Source organism: Streptomyces sp. CC0208 (assembly GCF_003443735.1).
In the GTDB taxonomy this organism is placed as follows: Bacteria; Actinomycetota; Actinomycetes; order Streptomycetales; family Streptomycetaceae; genus Streptomyces; species Streptomyces sviceus.
On sequence record NZ_CP031969.1, the window covers coordinates 6,545,734 to 6,572,078 of the forward strand.

The following is a 26,345-nucleotide window of genomic DNA, read 5'->3' on the forward strand; positions in this document are numbered from 1 at the left end:
CGTCATGGCCAGCTACCACGCAGCCGCCGCCCGTCGGCGCCGCGCCACCGGCCCTGCCCCCTCACTGACCGGCCCGGCGAGCGACGTGCACCCCGTGCTGCGCCGGGCGACGGCCCCGCCCGCCGCCCTCGACCTGCTCGCCCAGGCCCGCGCCGGGCTCGACGAGGCCTCGGCACTGGAGACGCCGAACGAGCGCTATGCCACGGCCCACCTGGCCGCCCTGCGCACCGCGGCCGCCGTGCTCGCCGCCCGGGGGCGTCCGGAGCCGACGTCCCGACGCCGCGCCAAGATCCGGAGCGCCTGGGAAGTGCTCCCCGAGATAGCGCCCGAGCTCACCGAGTGGAGCGCGCTGTTCGCCTCCGGAGCCCGGCGCCGCGCCCGGGCCGAGGCGGGCATCCAGGGCGCGGCCAGCCGCCGGGACGCGGACGACCTCATACGCGACGTGGCGATGTTCCTGCGCCTCGTCGAGCGGATGCTGGTGCTCCAGCCGGTCCTGCCGCAGCCACGCCAGGACGCGGAGGGGCCACAGGACAGCGGCCACGGCACCGACCGTGACTATCCGGACGCCGGGTGACCGGCGTGCCGCGCTACGGGCCACCAGGGTCCGTCGGGGTCCGCCGTACGAGACGAGCAGCCGGGCACGGCACCGGAGTGACCAGGCGGGGTACCGGAGGCAATAGGGTGGAAGGCGCCTGAAGCCTTCCCATCCGCGCCGAGGAGTCAACTGTCGTGTCGGACCCGCTGCGACCCCGCGCCGCCCTCCGTACCGCCGTGGTCTGGGAGGTCCTCCAGGACGCCCTCGACCGCCGGGTCAAGGCCACGGGACGCCAGGCGCTGGACGTCCTCGACACCGGAGGCGGCAGCGGCAACTTCGCGGTGCCGGTGGCCCGCCTCGGCCACCAGGTCACCGTCGTGGACCCCAGCCCCAACGCACTGTTCGCCCTGGAGCGCCGCGCCGCCGAGGCCGATGTCGCCGACCGGGTGCGCGGTGTCCAGGGAGACGCCCACGGCCTCTTCGACGTGGCCGAGCGCGGCGGCTACGACGTGGTGCTGTGCCACGGCGTCCTGGAGTACGTGGACGACCCGGCCGAGGGCGTGCGCAACGTGGTGGCCGCTCTGCGCCCCGAGGGCGTCCTGAGCCTGCTCGCGGCCGGTCTCGGCGGCGCCGTGCTCGCGCGGGCCCTGGCCGGCCACTTCAAGGAGGCCCGGCAGGCGCTCGACGACCCGAACGGCCGCTGGGGCGACGGCGACCCCGTGCCGCGCCGGTTCACCGCCGACCAGCTCACCGCACTCGTCGAGGGCGCGGGCCTGGCCGTGGGCGCCGTGCACGGCGTGCGGGTCTTCGCCGACCTCGTGCCCGGGGTGCTCGTGGACACCGAGCCCGGAGCCCTGGAAGCTCTGCTGAAGCTGGAGGAGGCGGCGGCCGAGCTGGCCGCATTCCACTCCGTGGCCACGCAGCTCCATGTGCTCGGTGAGACGCGAGAGGCCACCGAGGCCTGAGCTGCCCCTGTGCCGGAGTGCTGATCAGGTACTTGCCGGCGCATGGAGTACGCCACAGGCCCCCCGATCGCCCGCTCAGCGCCGTATGATCGAGGGAGACCGCCCGGCATGACGGGACGGCCGCTGGGGAATGACAAGATTCAGCAGCCGGAGCGTTCATGGCGGAATCCGGTTGGCCAATTGGCGCAGAGGGGCGGGTTTCACGGGGGCGATTCCCTGCCTATCCTGAAGGGACCCCCCGAGTCGCCCCGGCGACTGCACGATGAGGAGGACGCCGTGCCGCTCTCGGAGCACGAGCAGCGCATGCTCGAGCAGATGGAGCGAGCGCTGTACGCCGAAGATCCCAAGTTCGCGTCGGCGCTCGAGGGAAGCGGGCTGCGTACGTACACCCGGCGGCGGGTCTACCAGGCGGTCGCCGGCTTCCTCGTGGGTATCGCGCTCCTCATGGCCGGAATGGTCGCCAAGCAGGTGTGGCTCAGCGTGGTGGGCTTCCTCGTCATGCTGGGGTGCGCGGTGCTCGCCGTGACCGGCTGGCGCAAGGCCCCCAAGCCGGGCGAGCAACCCGCTGCGGGCGTTCCGCACGGCCGTCGTCAGGGACGCCAGAAGCGCTCGGTGATGGACCGGATCGAGCAGCGCTGGCAGAAGCGCCGCGATGAGCAGGGCGGCCAGTAGCCGGCCCGACAAGCAGTTCCCACAGATGTTCTGAGGGGGTGAGCACCCGGCCGGGTGCTCACCCCCTCACCCATGTCCTGCCTCACGCATGTCCTGCTCGCAGCACGGTGGCCCGGGCCTTCGAGAGGCCCGGGCCACCGTCGTTCTGCCGTCTGCGGGGGCGGCGTTCTTCAGCCGCTCTGACCCGACGGTTTGCGCAGGGTCGGCCGGGCCGCCGCCACGCGTGTCCTGACCCCGGCCCACCACTCCGAGACCGCCCACGTCACCCTCGCGATGGAACGCGGGGCGACCAGTGCACGCGCCCGTGTCCGCCGGCCGGCCGAGCCGCGCAGCCCGCCGATCACCTGGTGGACGTCCTGCGCGAGTCCGGCCGTCGGCCGGGGCCGCGGGGCGTAGAGCACCTGCTCCACGGCGTCCGCCACCCGGTGCACCGAGGCCGCGGCCGGCGGGTCGAGATGCCCGAGCCGTACGATCCGCGCGGCCGCCCGGCGGGGCGTCTGCGAGTCGTCCGGCGGGATCCCGAAGTCCCAGGCCGTGTCGGTCAGCTCCTGCCAGGCCGCCAGGGTGTGCGCGGCGGCTCCCTCGGCACTGCGGCCGTGCCCGCCCAGACGTACCGCACGGGTGCGCAGCCGCCACAGCATGGGCGCCGAGGGGACCGAGAGCACGAGCAGTCCGACCAGCAGCCAGAACAGCAGTTTCAGATACCACCACGGGCCCTGTACGGCCCACCACGGGCCGTCACCGCCCTCGGCGGCCGCGGCCGCCGGGGACGCGCTGTCGCACGCCTGAAGCTTCCGCAGCTGGGGCGAGCAGTTCTCGCTCGCCGAGGCCGAGGCCGACGGCGCCGTGGAGGACCCCGCCGAGGGCCGTGCCACACCGGGGTCCACGTTGCCGGTGGCGTCCGGAACGGTGTACGAGGGCACCGTGCCCCGGGTCGGGGTGGGCTCGAAGCGGGTCCATCCCACCCCCTCGAAGTACAGCTCGGGCCAGGCGTGGGCGTCCTTGAGCCCCACCGACACCGAGCCGTCCGCCTGCGGGGTGCCGGGCGCGAAGCCCACCGCGACACGGGCCGGAATGCCCAGCGAGCGGGCCATCGCCGCCATGGCGAAGGAGAAGTGGACGCAGAAGCCCTGCTTGTCCCGCAGGAAGTTGGCGATCGCGTTGGGCCCGTCGCCGACCTGCACCTGGGTGTCGTACTCGAAGCCCCCGGTCACCGCGAAGTAGTCCTGGAGCGCGACCGCCTGCTCGTAGGGGTTCTTGGCGCCCGCGGTGACCTCGCGGGCTGTCCTGGTCACCACCGCCGGCAGCGAGTCCGGCAGGTCGGTGTACTCGCGCTCGATGGCCGGGGGCGCGGCCGGTGCCGCGGCGAGCTGCTCGGCCGTCGGCTCCACGTCCAGGCTCTTCACCTCGTACGTCAGCCCGCGCGTGTTCTGCCCGTGGTCGCCGACGAGCGCCATGCCCTCGGGCTCGTAGCGCCAGTTGCCGCGGACCTGCACGCCGCTGGGCGGGTAGGGCATGGGCAGATAGCTCTGCTCGTACCAGTTCGCCGCCGAGATGGTCGTCTTGACCTCCGTGCGATTGACGTCGGAGCCGAGGCCGATCGGGGTGGGGAAGTCCTTCGGTACGGCGCCGATGGACCGCTTGGACGGTTTCCAGGTCCGGCCGTCGAAGTCGTCCAGGGAGACGATCCGCAGATACAGGTCGGAGGTGTCGCTGCTCTGGGTCCGCACGGACAGGACCTGGCGGTCCTCGTCCACGTTCAGGCTGTCGCGCAGCGAGAGCAGCGGGTTCACCGCGGAGATCGTGCCGCCGCTGCCGTTCCCGGCGCCCACGCCCGCCCCGGTGGCGTCCAGGAGGCCGCCGTTCATCGAGGGCAGGACGGCCGACACCACGAGGGCGATGCCGAGACTCGCCACACCGATCCGCCGACCGGTACGCACCGGCGCCACCGGCCCGGAGTCGAGACCCGCGGAGCGGGCCGCCCCGCCGAAGACACGGCCCCACTGCGAGAGCCGGTCGCGCCCCTCGGCCAGGAGCAGCAGCAGATAGCCGATCGCCGCGATCAGGAACCAGAACCAGTCGCCGTGGCCTTCGGACAGCCCCGCGGCGACGGAGTACAGCGCGAGCAGCGGCAGGCCCGCCGGGGCCGCGCTGCGGAAGGTCACCGCGAGGGCGTCCACCACCAGTCCGACGATCAGGACACCGCCGAAGACCATCAGCTTGATGCCCTCGGACGCCAGGGGCGCCGGGATCGCGTACCGCGCGATGTCGTCGCTGCCCTGCCGGAGCAGGTCCCCGAAGTGCCCCAGGGCGCCCGGGCCGGGGATCAGCCCGAGGAAGGCCTGGTCACGGGCGAAGATCAGGGTCAGCATGACCAGCGTGACGAGCGCCTGGGCCGCCACCGTCAGCGGACGGCCCAGCGGGATCCGCCGGGTCGCCGCGCCCACGACGGTCTGCACCCCGAGCAGGAAGGCGGCCTGCACGATCCAGGTGACCGGCTCGACCAGCGGCAGCAGCGCGCAGGCGGCCATCAGCGTGGCCGCCCACGCGCACAGCGCCAGTCGTCCCCGCCCGCTCATCACGACGCCTCCCCGGCCGCACCGACGCCCGTGCGCTCGCGGTCCGCGAGCCGCCACAACTCCTCGAGGGAGGAGCCCCGCGGCACGCCCAGCGCCGTCCAGCCCGCCTCGCGCAGCATCCGCAGCCGCTCCTCGCGCTCCTGCAACGGCCCGGGCACGTCGGTCGGTTCCCGCACCCAGCTCTCGCTGTCGAGCACGAACGCGAGCGCGCCCCCGCTGCGCTGCCGCATCTTGGCGACCACCGCGGCCTGCTCCTCGTCGAGGTCGCCGATGAAGGCCACCAGCAGTCCTTCGTTCCCGCGGCGCAGCACGTCGTACGCGCGTGACAGGCCGGAGCCGTCGGAGTGGTCGATCACCGCGAGAGTGTCCATCATCAGCCCGGCCGCGTCCGCGGTCCCCTGGCTCGCGCCCGCGAAGCCGTCGGCGCCCTCGCCGGGCACGGAGTTGCCGGTGTCGGTCAGCAGCCGTACGGAGAAGCCCCGTTCGAGCATGTGGACCAGGACGGAGGCGGCGCCCGAGACGGCCCACTCGAAGGCCGCGTCGGGGCCCGCGCCCGCGAAGGCGTGGCCCCGGGTGTCCAGGAGCACCGTGCACCGGGCGCGCTGGGGCTGCTCCTCGCGCCGCACCATCAGCTCGCCGTAGCGGGCGGTGGAGCGCCAGTGGACCCGGCGCAGGTCGTCGCCGTAGCGGTAACCGCGCGGGATCACGTCGTCCTCGCCGGCCAGGGCGAGCGAGCGCTGCCGTCCGTCGCCGTACCCCTTGGCCTCGCCGCTCAGCCGCACCGGGGGCAGCGCCTCCACGCGCGGGATCACGGTCAGGGTGTCGTACGTCGAGAAGGAGCGCGTCAGCTCGCACATGCCGAACGGGTCGGTCAGGCGCAGCTGGAGCGGGCCCAGCGGATAGCGGCCGCGCAGGTCGGAGCGGACCCGGTAGGAGACCTCGCGGCGGCCGCCCGGCTCGACGCGGTCGAGCACGAAGCGGGGGCGCGGGCCGAGGACGTAAGGGACCCGGTCCTGGAGCATCAGCAGGCCGGTGGGCAGCCGGGAGACGTTGTCCATCCGCAGATGGACGCGGGCCTCGCTGCCGGCGGGCACGCGCGCGGGGGAGAGCCTGCGGCTGCCCGCGACCCGGTAGCGGGTGCGGTAGAGCACGGTGGCGCAGACCAGAGGCAGGACGGCCAGCAGGAGTCCGACCCGCAGCAGGTCGGACTGACCGAGGACGTAGGCGCAGACGGCCGCGGCGATGCCGGCGGCGAAGAAGGAGCGGCCCCGGGTGGTCAGTCCGGCCAGTGCCGTGCGGACCCCGCCCTTGTCGCCCCGGTCGGCCTCGGGGCCGCCGGCCGAGGGCACCCCGGTGGACATCACAGGCCCCGCGGCGGCTGCTGCGGATACGCGGGCGCGGTCCGGCCGATCCCGAGTCCGCCCTGCTGGAGCGCGGCGGGGACCGGGGTGCGCTGGAGGATCTCCTGCACGACCTGCTCGGCGGTGCGCCGGTTCAGGTGGGCCTGGGCGGTGGGCAGCAGACGGTGGGCGAGGACGGCCACGGCGAGCGCCTGGATGTCGTCCGGCAGCGCGAACTCGCGGCCGCTGAGGGCGGCGGAGGCCTTGGCGGCGCGCAGCAGGTGCAGCGTCGCGCGCGGGGACGCGCCGAGTCTGAGATCGGGGTGGGTGCGCGTGGCGGAGACCAGGTCGACGGCGTACCGCCGGACCGTTTCGGCGACGTGGACGCCGCGGACGGCCTCGATGAGCTTCACGATGTCGTGCGCGTGTGCCACCGGCTGGAGGTCCTCCAGGGGGCTCGCCCCGCCGTGGATGTCGAGCATCTGCAGCTCGGCCTCCGCGCTGGGGTAGCCGACCGAGACCCGGGCCATGAAGCGGTCGCGCTGGGCCTCCGGGAGCGGGTAGGTGCCCTCCATCTCGACCGGGTTCTGCGTGGCGACCACCATGAAGGGGCTGGGCAGCTCGTAGGTCTGCCCGTCGATGGTGACCTGGCGCTCCTCCATCGACTCCAGGAGCGCGGACTGGGTCTTCGGCGAGGCGCGGTTGATCTCGTCGCCGATCACGATCTGGGCGAAGATCGCGCCCGGCTTGAACTCGAAGTCCCGGCGCTGCTGGTCCCAGATGGACACGCCCGTGATGTCCGAGGGCAGCAGGTCGGGGGTGAACTGGATGCGGCGCACCGAGCAGTCGATGGACCGCGCCAGGGCCTTGGCCAGCATGGTCTTGCCGACGCCGGGGACATCCTCGATCAGAAGATGTCCCTCGGCGAGCAGCACGGTCAGTGAAAGCCGTACGACCTCGGGCTTCCCCTCGATCACGCCCTCCACCGAACTGCGAACCCGCTCGACGACGGCGGTCAGATCAGTGAGGCTCGATCGATCGTCATAGGTGGTCACCCGGCCCTCCTCGGCCCGTACTTTCCGGGCCGACGCTGTGATGCGCAACCGGCCCACCCCGAATCACGGACACCACGCGTGAACAGTTCCGCGTGACGCCCCTCCCGCATTCTTGCTGCCGTTACCGATTCGTGTCACTCGACTGTGGACAACTGGCTGCACTATGTCGGGTCTTGCGGTGTTTTAGGCACCCCGAGGGCCGAAATCAACAGCGAAACGACAGCTACGGCGGGCCGTGAGGGCGGTCATCAGGCAGGGTCGATCTCGCGCAGCAGGCCCGTCTTCACGTCGAACACGAACCCGCGCACGTCGTCGGTGTGCAACAGGAACGGCGAGGTGCGCACCCGCTGCATGGACTGGCGTACGTCCTGGTCGACGTCACGGAAGGCCTCCACGGCCCACGCGGGACGCTGGCCGACCTCCATCTCCAGTTCGGTGCGGAAGTCCTCGGTGATCGCCTCCAGACCGCAGCCCGTGTGGTGGATGAGCACGACGCTGCGGGTGCCGAGCTTGCGCTGGCTGATGGTGAGCGAGCGGATCACGTCGTCGGTGACCACACCGCCCGCGTTGCGGATGGTGTGGCAGTCGCCGAGCTCCAGGCCGAGCGCGGCGTGCAGGTCGAGGCGGGCGTCCATGCAGGCCACGACGGCGACGTGCAGGACCGGGCGGGCGTCCATACCGGGATCGCTGAACGCGGCGGCGTACCGCTCGTTGGCGTTGACCAGTCGGTCGGTCACGCCGCCGTCGCGGGATATGGCGCCTTCGGTGGGAACGGATGCGGAAGTCGTCATAACCATGACGGTACTGGTCACCGCCGTCTCGGTCCTGCCGTGAGAAGGGAAAAGAGCGTCATCACGTCTTGTGTGTGAGGTACGCCACAAGGGTATCGGGAGCGCCTGAACGGGTGTTTTCCGCGCTTTTGAGGCATCGAGTCCGTGCCGGTGCGCGACGCGCAGGCCGGTTGATTGACCGCGAGACACCGTGGACTAAAGTGACGCGAAGCGGGAGGCGAGGCTTCCCTGCTGACTTTCCCCGGAGGCCCCGGCTCGCGCGCGGACGGTCTCCCCACGTGCGCGGCGCGTACGTACGGCTCGGCCTCCTCCCGCTCCCGGTCGACTGACGCTTCCGGCGCCGGCAGGCCTCCCCTTCATTGGGGGTCCCCCCAGCTTGCTGGGGGAGGGCGGGGACCCGGCGGTGCGTACCGGCCCGTGCCGGACCTGAGAGGGCCCCTTGAGCCAGAGTCGACACGTCCCGGTGATGCTCCAGCGGTGCCTGGACCTGTTGGCCCCCGCACTCGAGCGGCCCGGGTCGGTGGTCGTGGACTGCACGCTCGGTCTGGGCGGCCACAGCGAGGCCCTGCTCCAGCGGTTCCCCGAGGCCCGGCTCATCGCCCTCGACCGCGACAAGGAGGCCCTGCGCCTGTCCGGCGAGCGGCTCGCGCCCTTCGGTGAGCGCGCCACCCTCGTCCACGCGGTCTACGACGAACTCCCGGACGTCCTCGACCGGCTCGGCATCGCGCGCGTGCAGGGCGTCCTGTTCGACCTAGGGGTCTCCTCCATGCAGCTCGACGAGGCCGACCGCGGCTTCGCCTACGCCCAGGACGCCCCGCTCGACATGCGCATGGACCAGACGACCGGCATGAGCGCGGCCGAGGTCCTCAACACCTACCCGGCGGGCGAACTCGTCCGGATCCTGAGGGCGTACGGCGAGGAGAAGCAGGCCAAGCGGATCGTGTCCGCGATCGTGCGCGAGCGCGACAAGGAGCCGTTCACCAACAGCGCGCGCCTAGTCGAGCTGATCCGCGACTCCCTGCCGCAGGCCGCCAAGCGCACCGGCGGCAACCCGGCCAAGCGCACCTTCCAGGCCCTGCGCATCGAGGTCAACGGCGAACTCTCGGTCCTGGAGCGGGCGATCCCGGCCGCGGTGAAGGCGCTCGCGGTGGGCGGCCGGATCGCCGTGCTGTCGTACCACTCGCTGGAGGACCGGCTGGTCAAGCAGGTCTTCGCGGCCGGCGCCGCCACCACCGCCCCACCCGGACTGCCCGTCGTCCCCGAGCGCTACCAGCCCCGGCTCAAGCTGCTCACGCGCGGTGCCGAACTTCCCACCGAGGAAGAGATCGCCGAGAACCGGCGGGCCGCACCGGCGCGTTGCAGAGGCGCCGAGCGCATCAGGGAGGACATCGAGTGAAGTGCGTGAGGCGCGTCAGTGGGTTGGGAAACCGGACTCACTGGAGGGTGTGTGCGTAGGAAACCCGAACTGAGGGGGAGGGCGGCCCGTCTCGCGCGTCTCCTCCCCGGCACGGCGAGCCCCGGACAGGCGGCCCGCACCCCCTTCGTGCTCCTGGTGGTCCTGCTGCTCGGCGGCGGCCTCATCGGGCTGCTGGTGCTGAACTCCGCGCTGAGCGAAGGGTCGTTCAAGCTCACCGACCTCCAGAAGGACACGAAGAGCCTCACCGACGAGCAGCAGGCCCTGCAGCGGGACATCGACGCCTACTCCGCGCCCGACGCCCTGCTGCGCCGCGCCCGGGAGCTCGGCATGGTGCCCGGCGGCGACCCGGCCTTCCTCGACCCCGACGGCACCGTCAAGGGCGTCCCGTCCCCCGCCTCCGACGCCGAACCGCTCTCCTACCGGATGCCGCTCGTCCTCGCGCCCGAGGCGTTCGACGGCGCGGCGGCCGTCCCGACGCCGACGGTCAGCCCCACCCCGACGGAGACGGTCGTCCAGGCCCCCGGGGACGTCGTACAAGCCCCCGAGGCCGTCTCCCCGGACGTCCCGCTCCCCACCACCCCGCTCCCCACGACCCCCGGCAGGTGACGGAAGTGTCCGACGACTTCGGCAGGCAACCGCCGCGCCGCCGCGTGCCGGGACCCGCGCGCCCCGAGCGCTCCGCCCGCCCCGTCGGCCGGGCGCGTCCGGGCCCCGGCGCCCGCCCGGCCCGCCGCCCGTCGGCGCCCCGCCCCGCGGCCCCCAAGACCATCCGCCTGGGCAGCCCCCGCCCCCGGCTGCGCCTGGTCGGCCTCGCGCTGACGCTGGTGCTGGCCGCCTTCGTCGTACGACTGCTCCAGGTGCAGGCCGTCGACGCGAGCACGTACGCCGCCAAGGCCGAGCAGAACCGGTACGTCGGCTACACGCTCGCCGCCGAGCGCGGCGGGATCACCGACCGCGACGGTGTGGCCCTGGCGACCAGCGAGGACGCGTACGACATCACGGCCGACCCCACGCTGTTCACCCGCAAGCAGCTCAAGGTCGACGACGGCCCCGAGCAGGCCGCCGCCCTGCTCGCCCCGATCCTGGGGCAGGAGCAGGAGGCGATCGTCAAGAAGCTGCGGCCCAAGGACAAGAAGCTCCGCTACGTCCTGCTCGCCAACCGGCAGACCCCGCAGGTCTGGAAGCAGATCAAGGACCTGAAGTCCGCGCTCGCCACCAAGAGCTCGACCGACCCGGGCACGGCCAACGTCCTCGGGGGCGTCCTGTCCGTGCCGACGACCAAGCGCGTGTACCCGAACGGCGATCTCGCCGCCGGGATACTGGGCTGGGTCAACGCCGACGGCAAGGGCGGCGGCGGTGTCGAGCAGCAGCTGAACTCCCTGCTGGCCGGCAAGGACGGCAAGATCCGCTACGCCCAGTCCGGTGGCCGGCAGGTGCCCACCGTGGGCTCCACCGAGACCCCCGCGGTGCCCGGCAGCGACGTCGAGCTCACCATCGACCGCGACATCCAGTGGGCCGCCCAGCAGGCCATCACCGACCAGGTGAAGGAGTCCAAGGCGGACCGCGGGTACGTGATAGTGCAGGACACGCGGACCGGCCAGGTTCTCGCCATGGCCAACTCGCCCGGCTTCGACCCGAACGACCTGTCCAAGGCGAGCTCGGTGAACATGGGCAACGCGGCCCTCCAGGACGCCTACGAGCCCGGTTCCACCGCCAAGGTCATGTCGATGGCCGCCGTACTGGAACAGGGCGTCGCCACCCCGCTCACGCATGTGATCGTGCCCAACCGGCTGCACCGCGGTGACCGGCTCTTCAAGGACGACATCGATCACGAGACCTGGTACCTCACGCTCAACGGCGTGCTCGCCAAGTCCAGCAACATCGGCACCATCCTGGCGACCGGCCAGCTCGGCAAGACGCAGGCGCAGGCCAACCAGGTCCTCTACTCCTACCTGCACAAATTCGGCCTCGGCCGCTACTCGGGGCTCGACTTCCCCGGCGAGACCCCGGGCATCCTCGCCAAGCCCGCCGACTGGTCGACGTCGCAGCAGTACACGATTCCTTTCGGCCAGGGCGTGTCCCTCAACGCGATGCAGGCCGCGTCCGTCTACTCGACGATCGCCAACGGCGGTGTCCGCGTCGAACCCACCCTCGTGCGCGGCACGAAGGGGCCCGACGGACGCTTCACACCCGCCGCGAAGCCCAAGGAGACAAGGGTCGTCAGCGCCAAGACGGCCAAGACGCTGGCCCGGATGCTGGAGTCGGTCGTGGACGACGAGGAGGGCACCGGCACCAAGGCGCGCATCCCCGGCTACCGGGTCGCGGGCAAGACGGGCACGGCCAACCGTGTGGATCCGGCCACCGGCAAGTACAAGGGCTACACCTCGTCGTTCGCCGGCTTCGCGCCTGCCGACAAGCCCCGGATCACCGTGTACTGCGCCATCCAGAACGCCACCAGCGGCAGCTACTTCGGCGGCCAGATCTGCGGACCCGTCTACAAGCAGGTCATGGAGTTCGCCCTGAAGACCCTCCAGGTCCCGCCCACGGGGGCGAAGGCCGCGAAGCTGCCCGTCTCGTACACGCCCTGATCAGCACCACCTCAGCACCTCATCAGCGCTCGGAAAGGCCACCAGGAACCACCTCGTGACGACGATCACCTCCGATTCCGGGAACCAGGGCGCCCCCCGCCCCTCACCCGCCCGTCGCCCACCGCCACCCTTGTCCGACCGCGCTGCGCGCGGGCCCTCTTTTAGCCCCGAGGCGGGTGTGCCCGGTACGCTCACCGCCGTGCCACACGCTGATCAGTCCCAAACCACCCAGAAGGGCGCACCCGTGACCTATCCGGGACCGCCCCGGCCGGTCCGGGTCTCCGCAACACCCCTCGCGGAGCTCGCCGATCAGCTGGGTGCCGAGCCGCCGCAGAAGGCCGCGCAGGTCACGGGGATCACCCATGACTCGCGTGCCGTCCGCCCCGGCGACCTGTACGCCGCCCTCCCCGGTGCCCGTCTGCACGGCGCCGACTTCGTCACCCAGGCCGTCGGCCTCGGCGCGGTCGCGGTGCTGACCGACCCGACCGGCGCCGAGCGCGCCGCGGCGACCGGGCTTCCGGTGCTGGTCGTCGAGGACCCACGCGCGCGCATGGGCGAACTCGCCACCACGATCTACGGCCACCCCGGCCGGGACCTGCTCCAGATCGGGATCACCGGCACCTCCGGCAAGACCACCACGGCCTATCTCGTCGAGGGCGGTCTCAAGGGGGTCAGGTCCACCGGTCTGATCGGCACCGTCGAGATGCGCATCGGCGACGAACGCATCAAGTCGGAGCGCACCACACCGGAGGCCACCGACCTCCAGGCCCTGTTCGCGGTGATGCGCGAGCGCGGGGTCGAGGCGGTCGCCATGGAGGTCTCCAGCCACGCCCTGGTCCTCGGCCGGGTCGACGGCTGTGTCTTCGACATCGGCGTCTTCACCAACCTCAGCCCGGAGCACATGGAGTTCCACTCCGGCATGGAGGACTACTTCCAGGCCAAGGCGCAGTTGTTCACGCCGGAACGCAGCCGTCTCGGCGTGGTCAACCTCGACGACGAGTACGGACGCCGGCTCGTCAAGGAGGCCACGGTCCCGGTCGTCACCTTCTCCGCCGAGGGGCACCCCGACGCCGACTGGCGTGCTGCGGACGTCGAGGTCGGCCCGATGGACTCGACGTTCACCGTGATCGGCCCCAAGGACGAGCGGATCAGCGCCAGGTCGCCGCTGCCGGGCCCCTTCAACGTGGCGAACACCCTCGCCGCGATCGTCGCCCTGGCCGCCGCGGGCCTCGACCCGCAGACCGCCGCCGACGGCGTCGCCGCGGTGCCGGGCGTGCCGGGCCGCCTGGAGCGCGTGGACGCCGGGCAGCCCTACCTCGCGGTGGTGGACTACGCCCACAAGACGGACGCCGTCGAGTCGGTGCTCAAGGCGCTCCGCAAGGTCACTGAGGGCAAGGTGCACATCGTGCTCGGCTGCGGAGGCGACCGGGACACGACCAAGCGGGGGCCCATGGGCGCGGCCGCGGCCCGCCTGGCCGACACCGCCGTACTGACCTCCGACAACCCCCGCTCCGAGGATCCCCTCGCGATTCTTGCAACCATGCTCCAGGGCGCGGCGTCCGTACCGGCACACGAGCGCGGCGAGGTCCAGGTCTTCGAGGACCGGGCCGCCGCGATCGCCGCAGCAGTCGCCCGCGCGCGGCCGGGCGACACCGTGCTGGTCGCCGGGAAGGGCCACGAGCAGGGCCAGGACATCGCCGGGGTGGTCCGTCCCTTCGACGACCGCCAGGTGCTTCGAGAAGCCATCCAGAAGACCCAGGGATGAACTTGTGATCGCCCTCTCTCTCGCCGAGATCGCCTCAGTCGTCGGCGGGCAGACGCATGACATACCGGATCCGTCGGCGCAGGTGCACGGGCCCGTCGTCATCGACTCCCGGCAGGTGAAGGACGGCAGTCTGTTCGCCGCCTTCGTGGGGGAGCGCGTCGACGGCCACGACTACGCCGACCAGGCCGTCCGGGCGGGCGCGGTGGCCGTGCTGGCCCAGCGTCCCGTCGGCGTGCCCGCGATCGTCGTCGAGGACGTCCAGACGGCCCTCGGCGCCCTCGCGCGTCATGTCGTACGACGGCTCGGGGCGACCCTCGTCGCCCTCACCGGCTCCGCCGGCAAGACCAGCACCAAGGACCTGATCGCGCAGGTGCTGCGGCGCAAGGCGCCGACGGTGTTCACGCCGGGCTCGCTCAACAACGAGATCGGGCTGCCGCTCACCGCGCTCACCGCCACCGAGGAGACGAGGTTCCTCGTCCTGGAGATGGGCGCCCGCGGTATCGGCCACATCAGCTACCTCACGGATCTGACGCCCCCGAAGATCGGCCTGGTCCTCAACGTCGGCTCCGCGCACATCGGCGAGTTCGGCGGCCGTGAGCAGATCGCGCAGGCCAAGGGCGAGTTGGTGGAGGCGCTGCCCGCGGAGGGTGCGGCGATCCTCAACGCCGACGATCCTCTCGTACGGGCCATGGCGTCCCGTACGAAGGCGAAGGTGATCCTTTTCGGAGAGTCCGGCGAAGCGGACGTTCGCGCCGAGAACGTACGACTCACGGACAGCGGACAGCCTGCCTTCATGCTTCACACACCCTCCGGTGCAAGCGAAGTGACCATGCGCCTGTACGGTGAGCACCACGTGTCGAACGCGCTCGCCGCGGCCGCCGTCGCCCATGAGCTGGGCATGTCCGCAACCGAGATCGCCACCGCGCTCTCCGAGGCGGGCTCCCTCTCCCGCTGGCGTATGGAGGTCACCGAGCGCCCGGACGGCGTGACCATCGTCAACGACGCCTACAACGCGAACCCCGAGTCCATGCGAGCGGCCTTGCGCGCGCTCGCGGCGATGGGCAAGGGGCGGCGGACCTGGGCGGTGCTCGGCAAGATGGCCGAGCTCGGGGACGAGGCGCTCGCCGAGCACGACGCGGTCGGACGGCTCGCCGTCCGGCTCAATGTCGGCAAGCTCGTCGCGGTCGGGGGCAGGGAAGCGTCCTGGCTGCAACTGGGCGCATATAACGAGGGTTCGTGGGGTGAGGAGTCGGTGCACGTGTCCGACGCACAGGCGGCGGTCGACCTGCTGCGCAGTGAGTTGCGCCCGGGAGACGTCGTCCTCGTGAAGGCGTCCCGTTCGGTCGGCCTGGAGAGCGTCGCCCAGGCGCTGCTCGACGCCGAGGGTGAGGTTGCCGCCCGATGATGAAGCAGATCCTGTTCTCAGGAGTCATCGGCCTCTTTCTGACCCTGGTCGGCACCCCGCTGCTGATCAAGCTGCTCGCGCGCAAGGGGTACGGCCAGTACATCCGGGACGACGGCCCGCGTGAGCACGCCAGCAAGCGCGGTACGCCGACCATGGGTGGTATCGCCTTCATCCTGGCGACGGTCGTCGCCTACTTCCTGTCCAAGGTCATCACCGGCTACCCGCCCACCTACTCGGGTCTGCTGGTGCTCGGCCTGATGTGCGGCATGGGCCTGGTCGGCTTCCTCGACGACTACATCAAGATCGTCAAGCGGCGTTCGCTGGGCCTGCGGGCCAAGGCGAAGATGGCAGGGCAGCTCATCGTCGGCATCAGCTTCGCGGTGCTCGCGCTGATGTTCCCCGACACCCACAACAACACCCCGGCCTCGACGCGGCTGTCGTTCATCACGGACTTCGGCTGGAAGATCGGCCCGATCCTGTTCGTGGTCTGGGCGCTGTTCATGATCCTCGCGATGTCGAACGGCGTGAACCTCACCGACGGTCTGGACGGCCTCGCCACCGGTGCCTCCGTGCTCGTCTTCGGCGCCTACACGTTCATCGGCGTCTGGCAGTTCCAGGAGTCCTGCGCCAACGCGCAGACCCTGACCAACCCCAATGCCTGCTTCGAGGTGCGTGATCCGCTCGACCTCGCGGTGATCGCCTCCGCGCTGATGGGTGCCTGCCTCGGCTTCCTGTGGTGGAACACCTCGCCGGCCAAGATCTTCATGGGTGACACGGGTTCGCTCGCGCTCGGCGGTGTCCTCACCGGCCTGGCCATCCTCTCCCGCACGGAGCTGCTGGTGGCCATCATGGGTGGCCTGTTCGTCCTCATCACCATGTCGGTGGTCATCCAGGTCGGCTCCTTCAAGCTCACCGGCAAGCGCGTCTTCCGCATGGCCCCGCTCCAGCACCACTTCGAACTCAAGGGCTGGTCCGAAGTCCTCGTGGTGGTCCGTTTCTGGATCATCCAGGGCATCTGCGTGATCGTCGGCCTTGGTCTCTTCTACGCGGGATGGGCAGCAGAAAAGTGACCTCCTCGGAGCACCTCGACTGGCAGGGGAAGCACGTCACCGTCGCCGGACTCGGTGTCTCCGGCATCCCGGCGGCCAAGGCGCTGCACGCGCGCGGGGCGCACGTCACGGTCGTCAACGACGGCGACGACGCACGCGCGCGTGAGCAGGCCGCCGAGTTGGAGGCGCTGGGCATCACCGTGCGCCTCGGCGACGGCGCGACCCTGCCCGAGGGCACCGAACTCGTCGTCACCGCGCCGGGCTGGAAGCCGGACAAGCCGCTCTTCACGGCGGCCCGTGCGGCCGGTCTGGAGATCTGGGGCGACGTCGAACTCGCCTGGCGTCTCAGGGGCCCCGACGCGGCCCCCTGGCTCGCGATCACCGGCACCAACGGCAAGACGACCACCACCCAGATGCTGGCGTCGATCCTGAAGGCCGCGGGGCTGCGCACCGCCGCCGTCGGCAACATCGGCGTCTCCCTCCTGGACGCGGTCCTCGGCGACGAGCAGTACGACGTCCTGGCCGTGGAGTTGTCGAGCTATCAGCTCCACTGGGCGCCCTCGCTGCGCGCCCACTCCGCCGCCGTCCTCAATCTCGCCCCCGACCATCTCGACTGGCACGGCTCCATGGAGGCGTACGCCGCCGACAAGGGCCGCATCTACGAGGGCAATCGGGTCGCCTGCGTCTACAACGTGGCCGACAAGGCCACCGAGGACCTGGTGCGCGAGGCGGATGTCGAGGAGGGCTGCCGGGCCATCGGCTTCACCCTCGGCACTCCCGGGCCCTCTCAACTCGGTGTCGTCGAGGGCATCCTGGTCGACCGGGCCTTCGTCGAGGACCGGCACAAGAACGCCCAGGAGCTCGCCGAGGTCTCCGACGTCAACCCGCCCGCCCCGCACAACATCGCCAACGCCCTTGCGGCGGCGGCACTCGCACGCGCATTCGGGGTGCCCGCCAGGGCCGTACGGGACGGGCTGCGGGACTTCACCCCGGACGCCCACCGCATCTCCCACGTGGCCGACGTGGACGGGGTCGGCTACGTCGACGACTCCAAGGCGACCAACACCCACGCGGCCGAAGCCTCGTTGGCGGCCTACGAGTCGATCGTGTGGATCGCGGGCGGGCTCGCCAAGGGCGCGACCTTCGACGAGCTGGTCGCCAAGTCGGCAAAGCGACTTCGCGGTGTCGTGCTCATCGGCCAGGACCGCGCCCTGATCCGTGAAGCCCTCGCGCGACACGCCCCGGAAGTACCCGTGGTGGACCTCGACCGGACCGACACTGGGGCGATGCTCGCGGCTGTCCAGGAGGCCTCCCGCCTCGCCGTCGCAGGGGACACGGTGCTGCTGGCCCCGGCCTGCGCCTCGATGGACATGTTCGCCAACTACAACAAGCGCGGTGACGCGTTCGCGGAGGCGGTTCGCGAACTCGGCTCCTGACCGACGTAGCGGAGGCGTTGATGCCCACCAGCCGAACCGGCAGGCCGCCCGTGCAGCGGGCGTCCCGACGCCCCGCCGTCCCCCGGCAGGCGCGCGAGAACCCCGTACAACAGCTCTACTCGCGTGCGCGGAAGGCCTGGGACCGGCCGCTGACCGCCTACTACCTGATCCTCGGTGGCAGCCTGCTGATCACCGTGCTCGGGCTGGTGATGGTCTACTCGGCCTCCCAGATCACGGCCCTGCAGATGTCGTTGCCGGGATCCTTCTTCTTCCGCAAGCAGTTCCTGGCCGCCGTCATCGGCGCCGTACTGCTGCTGATCGCCTCCCGGATGCCGGTCAAGCTGCACCGGGCGCTCGCCTATCCGATCCTGGCGGGCGCGGTCTTCCTGATGGCCCTGGTGCAGGTGCCCGGGATAGGGATGTCGGTCAACGGCAACCAGAACTGGATCTCGCTCGGCGGCTCCTTCCAGATCCAGCCCAGCGAGTTCGGCAAGCTCGCCCTCGTGCTGTGGGCGTCCGACCTGCTCGCCCGCAAGCAGGACAGGAAGCTGCTGACCCAGTGGAAGCACATGCTGGTGCCGCTCGTCCCGGTCGCCTTCCTGCTGCTCGGGCTGATCATGCTCGGCGGCGACATGGGCACGGCGATCATCCTGACGGCGATCCTGTTCGGCCTGCTGTGGCTCGCGGGGGCCCCGACCCGGCTGTTCGTCGGGGTGCTGTCGGTCGCCGGGCTGATCGGGATGATCCTCATCAAGACCAGCCCCAACCGCATGGCCCGGCTTGCCTGCATCGGCGCCACCGAGCCCAGGTCGGGGGGCGCCGACTGCTGGCAGGCCGTGCACGGCATCTACGCCCTGGCGTCCGGCGGAATCTTCGGCTCCGGGCTCGGCGCGAGTGTGGAGAAATGGGGCCAACTACCCGAAGCCCACACCGACTTCATCTTCGCCGTCACCGGTGAGGAACTGGGCCTTGCGGGGACGCTGTCGGTACTCGCTCTCTTCGCGGCTCTAGGCTATGCGGGTATCCGCGTGGCCGGACGCACGGAGGACCCCTTCGTGAGGTATGCCGCGGGAGGCGTGACCACCTGGATCACCGCTCAGGCGGTGATCAACATCGGTGCGGTGCTCGGTCTGCTGCCGATCGCCGGAGTCCCGCTCCCGCTGTTCTCCTACGGAGGGTCCGCCCTGCTGCCGACCATGTTCGCCGTCGGGCTGCTGATCGCGTTCGCGCGTGACGATCCCGCTGCGCGGATGGCGCTTTCGATGCGGCAACCCCGCTTTGGTAGAAAGCGGGCGGGAGGCGCCGTGCCGGCACGGGGTCCTCGGAGATGGAACACGATGCGACGGCGCGCCCCCTCGGCGCGTTCGTCCGGAGAGCGGTGAATTTCGGTGCATGTCGTACTCGCCGGTGGGGGGACCGCCGGCCACATCGAGCCCGCGCTCGCCCTCGCGGACGCCCTGCGCAGGCAGGACCCGACCGTGGGGATCACGGCCCTGGGCACGGAACGGGGCCTGGAGACCAAGCTCGTCCCACAGCGCGGCTACGAGCTCGCGCTCATCCCGGCCGTCCCGCTGCCCCGTAAGCCGACCCCGGAGCTGATCACCGTGCCGGGCCGGCTGCGCGGCACGATCAAGGCCACCGAGCAGATCCTGGAGCGCACCAAGGCCGACGCGGTGGTCGGCTTCGGCGGCTATGTGGCGCTGCCCGGCTACCTCGCCGCCAAGCGGCTCGGCGTGCCGATCGTGGTCCACGAGGCCAACGCCCGTCCCGGCCTCGCCAACAAGATCGGGTCCCGGTACGCCGCCCAGGTCGCCGTCGCCACGCCGGACAGCAAGCTGCGCAACTCCCGGTACATCGGCATCCCGCTGCGCCACACCATCGCCACCCTGGACCGGGCCGCCGTCCGCCCCGAGGCCCGGCACGTGTTCGGCCTCGACCCGAACCTGCCGACCCTGCTGGTCTCCGGCGGCTCGCAGGGCGCCCGGCGCCTCAACGAGGTCGTCCAGCAGGTCGCGCCCCTGCTCCAGCAGGCCGGGATCCAGATCCTGCACGCGGTCGGTCCCAAGAACGAACTGCCGCATGTACAGCAGATGCCGGGAATGCCCCCGTACATCCCGGTAAGTTACCTGGACCGGATGGACCTCGCGTACGCCGCGGCCGACATGATGCTCTGCCGCGCGGGCGCGATGACCGTCGCCGAACTCTCCGCCGTCGGGCTCCCGGCCGCCTATGTCCCGCTGCCCATCGGCAACGGCGAACAGCGGCTGAACGCCCAGCCGGTGGTCAAGGCCGGCGGCGGACTGCTGGTCGACGACGCGGAACTGACGCCCGAGTGGGTACGGGGTCACGTCCTGCCCGTGCTCGCCGACCCGCACCGGCTGTACGAGATGTCCCGCGCCGCCGCCGAGTTCGGCCGCCGGGACGCCGACGACCTGCTCGTCGCCATGGTGTACGAGGCGATCGCCTCGCACCGACGCCAGTAGCCAGGAAGAGGGAGTGCGCGTGGCCGGATCGACGACCGCCGAGCGCGGCGAACGCCAACAGGAGTCGTCCGGCCCGCCTCCCGTCCGGCGGTTGAGGGTGCGTCGGCTTCGTACGATCATCATCCTTGCCGTGGCGCTCGCGCTCCTCTCCGCGGGCGCCGTCTGGCTGTTGTACGGCTCCCAGTGGCTGCGCGTGGAACGCGTGTCGGTCTCGGGCACCCTGGTGCTGACTCCGGAACAGGTCCGCGAGGCCGCGGACGTCCCGGTGGGCTCGCCGCTGATTTCCGTCGACACCGATGCGATTGAGGCACGGCTGCGCCAGAAATTGGCCCGAATTGACTCGGTTGATGTCGCTCGCTCCTGGCCCCATGGAATCGGGCTGAAAGTGACTGAGCGTACTCCGGTTCTGCTTGTCCAAAAGGGCGGAAACTTCGTCGAAGTGGACGATGAAGGTGTCCGATTCGCCACGGTTCCCGTGGCCCCGAAAGGCGTCCCCGCCCTGCAATTGGCACTCGGTCGACCGGACACCCGCGCCGCGAGCCTGCGCCGCTTCGGCGAGTCCCGGCTGGTGCGCGAAGCGGTGCGCGTGGCGGGTGACATTCCGATCGACGTCGCGCGCGCGACCCGTTCCGTCAAGGTGCGTTCGTACGACGACATCTCGCTGGAGTTGAGGGGCGGTCGCACCGTCGCCTGGGGGAGTGGCGAGAACGGCGCCGCCAAGGCTCGCACCCTGACCGCTCTCATGAAAGCGGCCCCCGATGCGCGGCACTTCGACGTCAGCGTTCCCACCGCCCCTGCGTCAGCGGGGAGTTGACGCACATCAGCGCAGGCCAGCACCCTGGTTGGGCACTGCTACGGCTGATCACATAGGGTGAAAAGAAAAACGGGAGGTTCGGCGTGTTCGTTGAACGTGCGCCACTTGTCGACTTAGTGTCCTGTTCAGAAGACTCCAGGGAACAGACACACTGGTAACCCTAAACTTCAGCGTTAGGGTTCGGGTCGGCGCTACGGACCGTCCCATTCGGCATCAGTCGACGGATCGCGAGGCAGCACTGCTTCGTCGGTTCGGCGACACGTAACTCGAGGCGAGAGGCCTTCGACGTGGCAGCACCGCAGAACTACCTCGCAGTCATCAAAGTCATCGGTGTCGGCGGCGGTGGTGTCAATGCCATCAACCGGATGATCGAGGTCGGTCTCAAGGGCGTCGAGTTCATCGCCATCAACACCGACGCGCAGGCGCTGTTGATGAGCGACGCCGACGTCAAGCTCGACGTCGGCCGCGAACTCACCCGCGGACTCGGCGCCGGCGCCAACCCGGCCGTCGGCCGCAAGGCCGCCGAGGACCACCGCGAGGAGATCGAGGAGGTCCTCAAGGGGGCCGACATGGTCTTCGTGACGGCCGGTGAAGGCGGCGGCACCGGCACCGGCGGCGCGCCCGTCGTGGCCAACATCGCCCGCTCGCTGGGCGCCCTCACCATCGGCGTGGTCACCCGCCCGTTCACCTTCGAGGGCCGGCGCCGCGCCAACCAGGCCGAGGACGGCATCGCGGAACTCCGCGAAGAGGTCGACACCCTCATCGTCATCCCCAACGACCGCCTGCTGTCCATCTCGGACCGCCAGGTCTCGGTCCTCGACGCCTTCAAGTCGGCCGACCAGGTCCTGCTCTCCGGTGTCCAGGGCATCACCGACCTCATCACCACGCCCGGTCTGATCAACCTCGACTTCGCCGACGTCAAGTCGGTCATGTCCGAGGCCGGTTCGGCGCTCATGGGCATCGGCTCGGCCCGCGGCGACGACCGCGCGGTGGCCGCGGCCGAGATGGCGATCTCCTCGCCGCTGCTGGAGGCGTCCATCGACGGCGCCCGGGGCGTGCTGCTCTCCATCTCCGGCGGCAGCGACCTCGGCCTGTTCGAGATCAACGAAGCGGCCCAGCTGGTGAGCGAGGCCGCCCACCCCGAGGCCAACATCATCTTCGGCGCGGTCATCGACGACGCCCTCGGCGACGAGGTCCGCGTCACCGTGATCGCCGCCGGCTTCGACGGGGGCCAGCCGCCGACCCGCCGCGAGACGGTCATGGGATCCTCCTCGACCTCGGCCCGCCGGGAGGAGCCCACTCCGGTACGGCAGACCGAGAGCCGTCCGTCCTTCGGCTCGCTCGGCAGCGTCACGCCGAAGGAGGACCCGGAGCCCGCGCCCGAGCCGGCCGCCGACCTCCCGGTCGCCCCGCCCGTCCCGCCGTCCCGGAGCTACTCGGACAGTGCGGCTGAGGAGCTGGACGTGCCGGACTTCCTGAAGTGATAGGACAGCGCGACAGCGTGAGCGGCGCGCACTTCGCCTTCACCGACCGGTGGGGCGGGGTGAGCGCCGCTCCGTATGAGGAGCTCAACCTCGGCGGAGCGGTCGGCGACGACCCCGAGTCCGTGACGACCAACCGCGAACTGGCCGCCAAGTCACTCGGGCTCGACCCGACCCGCGTGGTCTGGATGAACCAGGTGCACGGGGCGGACGTCGTGGTGGTCTCCGAGCCCTGGGGCGACAAGCCGGTGCCCCGGGTCGACGCGGTCGTCACCGCCGAACGCGGTCTCGCCCTCGCCGTCCTCACCGCCGACTGCACCCCGGTGCTGCTCGCCGACCCGGTCGCCGGGATCGCCGCGGCGGCCCACGCGGGTCGCCCCGGCATGGTGGCCGGAGTCGTCCCGGCCACGCTACGCGCGATGACCGAACTCGGCGCCGATCCCGCCCGGATCGTCGCCCGCACCGGACCCGCCGTCTGCGGCAGGTGCTACGAAGTGCCCAAGGAGATGCGCGCCGAGGTCGCCGCCGTAGAACCGGCGGCGCACGCCGAAACGAGTTGGGGCACTCCCGCGGTCGACGTGAGCGCCGGAGTGCACGCGCAGCTCAACCGGCTCGGGGTGCGCGACCGGCGTCAGTCGCCGGTGTGCACGCTGGAGTCGGGCGACCACTTCTCGTATCGCCGCGATCGCTCCACAGGGCGACTCGCGGGATATGTCTGGCTGGACTGATGGGGCATGACGGACCGTAAGGACGAACTCGCCGCGAATCTGGCGAAGGTGGAGCAGCGCATCGCCGCCGCGTGTGCGGCCGCCGGGCGGGGGCGCGAAGAGGTGACCCTCATCGTGGTCACCAAGACCTACCCCGCGAGCGATGTGCGGATTCTCTCCGAGCTCGGGGTGCGCCACGTCGCCGAGAACAAGGACCAGGACGCGGCGCCCAAGGCTGCCGAATGCTCGGATCTGCCCCTTACTTGGCATTTCGTTGGTCAATTGCAGACCAACAAAGTGCGATCTGTGGTGGGTTACGCGGATCTCGTGCAGTCCGTCGATCGTTCGAAGTTGGTGACGGCTCTCTCCAAGGAGGCCGTGAAGGCCGAGCGCGAAGTGGGCTGCCTGATCCAGGTGGCCCTGGACGCCGGTTCGAGCGAGCGTGGGGAGCGGGGTGGTGTGGCGCCGGGCGGAATCGGGGAGTTGGCCGGTCTCGTGGCCCGGGCTCCGGGACTGCGGCTCGACGGTCTGATGACCGTCGCTCCGCTCACCGGGGAGTACGCGGGACGCGAACAGGCGGCGTTCGAGCGGTTGATGGATTTGTCGACCGACCTGCGCCGGGACCATCCGGCTGCGAACATGGTCTCGGCAGGGATGAGCGCGGACCTCGAACAGGCCGTGGCGGCAGGGGCGACACATGTGCGCGTCGGCACCGCGGTACTCGGAGTCCGCCCCCGGCTCGGGTAACGTCGCCAGGAAGTCGGACCACAGCAGAAAATATGGTCATTACCGCCGAAAGGCGGTCATAACGACCTCGTGGATCGCGGGCACTTGGCAGTCAGCCGATCCACCACAGAGCGGAGGACTCAGAGAATGGCCGGCGCGATGCGCAAGATGGCGGTCTACCTCGGCCTCGTGGAGGACGATGGGTACGACGGCCGCGGTTTCGACCCCGACGACGACTTCGAACCGGAACTCGACCCGGAGCCCGAGCGGGACCGCCGACGGCATGAGCCGTCTCATCAGTCACATCAGGCACTTCAGCCTGAAAGGGACGAATCGGTCAGAGTTGTACAGTCCTCGGTGCCGCGCGACCCGGTGCCCCGATCCTCTTCGCTCGCCGCGGAATCGGTGCGTCCGGCGCGCATCGCGCCCGTGGCATCCATCACACAAGAGCGCGCAAGCCTGGAGAAGAACGCACCGGTGATCATGCCCAAGGTCGTGTCGGAACGAGAGCCTTACCGGATCACCACACTTCACCCCCGGACCTACAACGAGGCCCGTACCATCGGGGAACACTTCCGTGAGGGCACCCCGGTGATCATGAATCTGACTGAGATGGATGACACAGACGCCAAGCGACTTGTCGACTTTGCGGCCGGTTTGGTGTTTGGTCTTCACGGCAGCATCGAGCGGGTGACGCAGAAGGTGTTCCTGTTGTCGCCTGCTAACGTCGATGTCACGGCGGAGGACAAGGCCCGCATCGCAGAGGGCGGGTTCTTCAACCAGAGCTGAGAAGCAACAACCGGAACGAAGCACGGAACAGGGGAGAGGGAAAGACAGTCCATGAGCGTGTTCGCACAGGTGATCTACATCGCGCTGATGGTGTTCCTCATCGTGCTCATCTTTCGGTTGGTCATGGACTACGTCTTCCAGTTCGCCCGCTCGTGGCAACCCGGCAAGGCGATGGTGGTCGTTCTGGAGGCCACCTACACTGTCACCGATCCACCGTTGAAGCTTCTGCGGCGGTTCATCCCGCCGCTGCGTCTCGGGGGCGTGGCGCTCGACCTGTCCTTCTTCGTGCTGATGATCATCGTCTACATCCTCATCTCCGTCACGGGAAACCTGGCGAGGTGACTGTGGACGATACGGTCTTGCCGACTGCCGATGACTACGTTGAGGTGAAGAGATGCCGTTGACCCCCGAGGACGTGCGGAACAAGCAGTTCACGACCGTCCGCCTCCGAGAAGGCTATGACGAGGACGAGGTCGATGCCTTCCTCGACGAGGTCGAAGCCGAACTGACCCGCCTGCTGCGCGAGAACGAGGACCTGCGCGCCAAGCTGGCCGCGGCGACGCGTGCTGCTGCCCAGAACCAGCAGAACATGCGCAAGCCCCCGGAGCAGCAGGACCAGCAGCAGGGTGGCATGCCCGGACAGGGAATGCCGCAGCAGGGTATGCGTGGGCCCGGTCCCGGCGCCCCCGTACCGGCCGGCATATCCGGTCCGCCGCAGCAGCAGATGGGCGGCCCCATGGGTGGCCCGCCCCAGCTGCCGAGTGGTGCGCCGCAGCTGCCCGCCGGTCCCGGCGGTGGCCAGGGCGGCCCGCAGGGTCCAGGTCCGATGGGCCAGGGTCCCATGGGTCAGGGCCCGATGGGCCAGATGGGCCAGGGTCAGATGGGCCAGGGTCAGATGGGCCAGGGCACCATGGGCGGTCAGCCGCCCATGCAGCAGCAGATGGGTGGCCCGATGGGCGGCCCCATGGGCGGTCCGATGGGCGGCCCCGGTCAGGGCCCCGGTGGCGACAGCGCCGCCCGAGTCCTCTCGCTCGCCCAGCAGACCGCCGACCAGGCGATCGCGGAGGCCCGTTCCGAGGCCAACAAGATCGTCGGCGAGGCGCGTTCACGTGCCGAGGGTCTCGAGCGTGACGCCCGTGCCAAGGCCGACGCCCTGGAGCGGGACGCACAGGAGAAGCACCGCGTCGCGATGGGCTCCCTGGAGTCCGCCCGCGCCACGCTGGAGCGCAAGGTCGAGGACCTGCGCGGCTTCGAGCGCGAGTACCGCACGCGTCTGAAGTCGTACCTCGAGTCCCAGCTGCGTCAGCTGGAGACCCAGGCCGACGACTCGCTGGCTCCGCCGCGTACCCCGGCGACCGCGTCGCTGCCGCCGTCCCCGGCGCCTTCGATGGCTCCGGCCGGTGCGAGCGCGCCGTCCTACGGTGGCAACCAGGGCATGGGCGGCGGTCCTTCGCCGGCCGGTCCGTCCTACGGCGGGCAGCAGCAGATGTCGCCCGCGATGACCCAGCCGATGGCGCCGGTGCGGCCGCAGGGGCCCGGTCCGATGGGGCAGGCTCCCTCGCCCATGCGTGGCTTCCTCATCGACGAGGACGACAACTGACGGCCTCTAGTACGCCTCAGGCGTCGGCAGCGTTCAGGGCAGGGCCCCGGATTTCGATCCGGGGCCCTGCCCTTTTACGCGGGTTGATCACAGTGTCGCGGACATGAGGAAGGCCCGGTCCCCTCGCTTTCGCGGAGGAACCGGGCCT

23 protein-coding genes are annotated in these 26,345 nt (G+C 70.7%); 19 read left to right on the forward strand and 4 right to left on the reverse strand.

From position 1 onward, the window contains the following. The first annotated feature begins 4 nt into the window (after positions 1–4). From D1369_RS30095 to D1369_RS30105, 3 genes are all read left to right on the forward strand, one after another. Complete coding sequence (locus tag D1369_RS30095; RefSeq protein ID WP_037899673.1) at positions 5–574, forward strand: SAV_6107 family HEPN domain-containing protein; 570 nt, start codon at positions 5–7, stop codon at positions 572–574. Between the two features lie 155 nt (positions 575–729). Next, a complete protein-coding gene (locus D1369_RS30100) occupies positions 730–1,500 on the forward strand; it encodes a methyltransferase (protein ID WP_118082707.1) in 771 nt (256 codons plus the stop codon). 276 nt (positions 1,501–1,776) lie between these two features. Further along, a complete protein-coding gene (locus tag D1369_RS30105) occupies positions 1,777–2,172 on the forward strand; it encodes a DUF3040 domain-containing protein (protein WP_007381431.1) in 396 nt (131 codons plus the stop codon). Between the two features lie 170 nt (positions 2,173–2,342). On the opposite strand, the gene D1369_RS30110 is transcribed toward D1369_RS30105, so the two are convergent. From D1369_RS30110 to D1369_RS30125, 4 genes are all read right to left on the reverse strand, one after another. Beyond that, positions 2,343–4,751, reverse strand: a complete 2,409-nt coding sequence (locus D1369_RS30110) for a DUF3488 and transglutaminase-like domain-containing protein (RefSeq protein ID WP_118082708.1) — start codon at positions 4,749–4,751, stop codon at positions 2,343–2,345. Beyond that, positions 4,751–6,112: a DUF58 domain-containing protein gene (locus D1369_RS30115; protein ID WP_007381429.1), complete on the reverse strand. Its 1,362-nt coding sequence runs from the start codon at positions 6,110–6,112 to the stop codon at positions 4,751–4,753. Before D1369_RS30115 ends, D1369_RS30110 begins: the two co-directional genes overlap by 1 nt. Continuing rightward, positions 6,112–7,146, reverse strand: a complete 1,035-nt coding sequence (locus D1369_RS30120; protein ID WP_007381428.1) for a MoxR family ATPase — start codon at positions 7,144–7,146, stop codon at positions 6,112–6,114. Before D1369_RS30120 ends, D1369_RS30115 begins: the two co-directional genes overlap by 1 nt. A 248-nt stretch (positions 7,147–7,394) precedes the next feature. Then, complete coding sequence (locus D1369_RS30125; RefSeq protein WP_007381427.1) at positions 7,395–7,937, reverse strand: carbonic anhydrase; 543 nt, start codon at positions 7,935–7,937, stop codon at positions 7,395–7,397. 439 nt (positions 7,938–8,376) lie between these two features. On the opposite strand from D1369_RS30125, the gene rsmH reads away from it, so the two are divergent. The 16 genes from rsmH to D1369_RS30205 all read left to right on the forward strand — a co-directional run bounded on the left by rsmH (position 8,377) and on the right by D1369_RS30205 (position 26,197). Further along, positions 8,377–9,333 carry a 16S rRNA (cytosine(1402)-N(4))-methyltransferase RsmH gene (rsmH, locus tag D1369_RS30130; RefSeq protein ID WP_007381426.1) on the forward strand — a complete coding sequence of 319 codons (957 nt, stop codon included), beginning with the start codon at positions 8,377–8,379 and terminating at the stop codon, positions 9,331–9,333. Between the two features lie 51 nt (positions 9,334–9,384). Beyond that, positions 9,385–9,960, forward strand: coding sequence for a septum formation initiator family protein (locus D1369_RS30135; protein WP_240436109.1), 576 nt, complete (start codon positions 9,385–9,387; stop codon positions 9,958–9,960). Positions 9,961–9,965: 5 nt separating this feature from the next. Beyond that, complete coding sequence (locus D1369_RS30140; protein ID WP_276147314.1) at positions 9,966–11,942, forward strand: penicillin-binding protein 2; 1,977 nt, start codon at positions 9,966–9,968, stop codon at positions 11,940–11,942. 244 nt (positions 11,943–12,186) lie between these two features. Continuing rightward, positions 12,187–13,707 carry a UDP-N-acetylmuramoyl-L-alanyl-D-glutamate--2,6-diaminopimelate ligase gene (locus D1369_RS30145; protein ID WP_007381423.1) on the forward strand — a complete coding sequence of 507 codons (1,521 nt, stop codon included), beginning with the start codon at positions 12,187–12,189 and terminating at the stop codon, positions 13,705–13,707. A gap of 4 nt (positions 13,708–13,711) precedes the next feature. Beyond that, on the forward strand, positions 13,712–15,112 hold the full coding sequence (gene murF, locus D1369_RS30150; protein WP_007381422.1) for a UDP-N-acetylmuramoyl-tripeptide--D-alanyl-D-alanine ligase: 1,401 nt from the start codon (positions 13,712–13,714) through the stop codon (positions 15,110–15,112). Continuing rightward, complete coding sequence (gene mraY, locus D1369_RS30155; RefSeq protein WP_007381421.1) at positions 15,109–16,182, forward strand: phospho-N-acetylmuramoyl-pentapeptide-transferase; 1,074 nt, start codon at positions 15,109–15,111, stop codon at positions 16,180–16,182. The genes murF and mraY overlap by 4 nt, the downstream gene beginning before the upstream one ends. After that, positions 16,164–17,597 (forward strand): UDP-N-acetylmuramoyl-L-alanine--D-glutamate ligase, encoded by a 1,434-nt coding sequence (murD, locus tag D1369_RS30160; protein WP_202476972.1) that lies wholly within the window; start codon positions 16,164–16,166, stop codon positions 17,595–17,597. Before mraY ends, murD begins: the two co-directional genes overlap by 19 nt. A gap of 20 nt (positions 17,598–17,617) precedes the next feature. Beyond that, on the forward strand, positions 17,618–18,979 hold the full coding sequence (ftsW, locus tag D1369_RS30165) for a putative lipid II flippase FtsW (protein WP_007381419.1): 1,362 nt from the start codon (positions 17,618–17,620) through the stop codon (positions 18,977–18,979). 6 nt (positions 18,980–18,985) lie between these two features. After that, positions 18,986–20,080, forward strand: coding sequence for an undecaprenyldiphospho-muramoylpentapeptide beta-N-acetylglucosaminyltransferase (murG, locus tag D1369_RS30170; protein ID WP_007381418.1), 1,095 nt, complete (start codon positions 18,986–18,988; stop codon positions 20,078–20,080). A gap of 19 nt (positions 20,081–20,099) precedes the next feature. Continuing rightward, the gene (locus tag D1369_RS30175; protein WP_007381417.1) at positions 20,100–20,894 is read left to right on the forward strand and encodes an FtsQ-type POTRA domain-containing protein; all 795 of its coding nucleotides are present in this window, start codon (positions 20,100–20,102) and stop codon (positions 20,892–20,894) included. A gap of 287 nt (positions 20,895–21,181) precedes the next feature. Then, positions 21,182–22,378, forward strand: coding sequence for a cell division protein FtsZ (ftsZ, locus tag D1369_RS30180; RefSeq protein WP_007381416.1), 1,197 nt, complete (start codon positions 21,182–21,184; stop codon positions 22,376–22,378). Beyond that, positions 22,375–23,103, forward strand: a complete 729-nt coding sequence (gene pgeF / locus D1369_RS30185; protein WP_007381415.1) for a peptidoglycan editing factor PgeF — start codon at positions 22,375–22,377, stop codon at positions 23,101–23,103. The genes ftsZ and pgeF overlap by 4 nt, the downstream gene beginning before the upstream one ends. Before the next feature lie 6 nt (positions 23,104–23,109). After that, positions 23,110–23,829, forward strand: coding sequence for a YggS family pyridoxal phosphate-dependent enzyme (locus D1369_RS30190; protein WP_007381414.1), 720 nt, complete (start codon positions 23,110–23,112; stop codon positions 23,827–23,829). A 126-nt stretch (positions 23,830–23,955) separates the two neighbouring features. Next, positions 23,956–24,597 carry a cell division protein SepF gene (sepF, locus tag D1369_RS30195; protein WP_007381413.1) on the forward strand — a complete coding sequence of 214 codons (642 nt, stop codon included), beginning with the start codon at positions 23,956–23,958 and terminating at the stop codon, positions 24,595–24,597. Positions 24,598–24,648: 51 nt separating this feature from the next. Next, on the forward strand, positions 24,649–24,939 hold the full coding sequence (locus D1369_RS30200) for a YggT family protein (protein ID WP_007381412.1): 291 nt from the start codon (positions 24,649–24,651) through the stop codon (positions 24,937–24,939). Positions 24,940–24,991: 52 nt separating this feature from the next. Then, positions 24,992–26,197 (forward strand): DivIVA domain-containing protein, encoded by a 1,206-nt coding sequence (locus D1369_RS30205; protein WP_007381411.1) that lies wholly within the window; start codon positions 24,992–24,994, stop codon positions 26,195–26,197. Positions 26,198–26,345 lie beyond the last annotated feature (148 nt).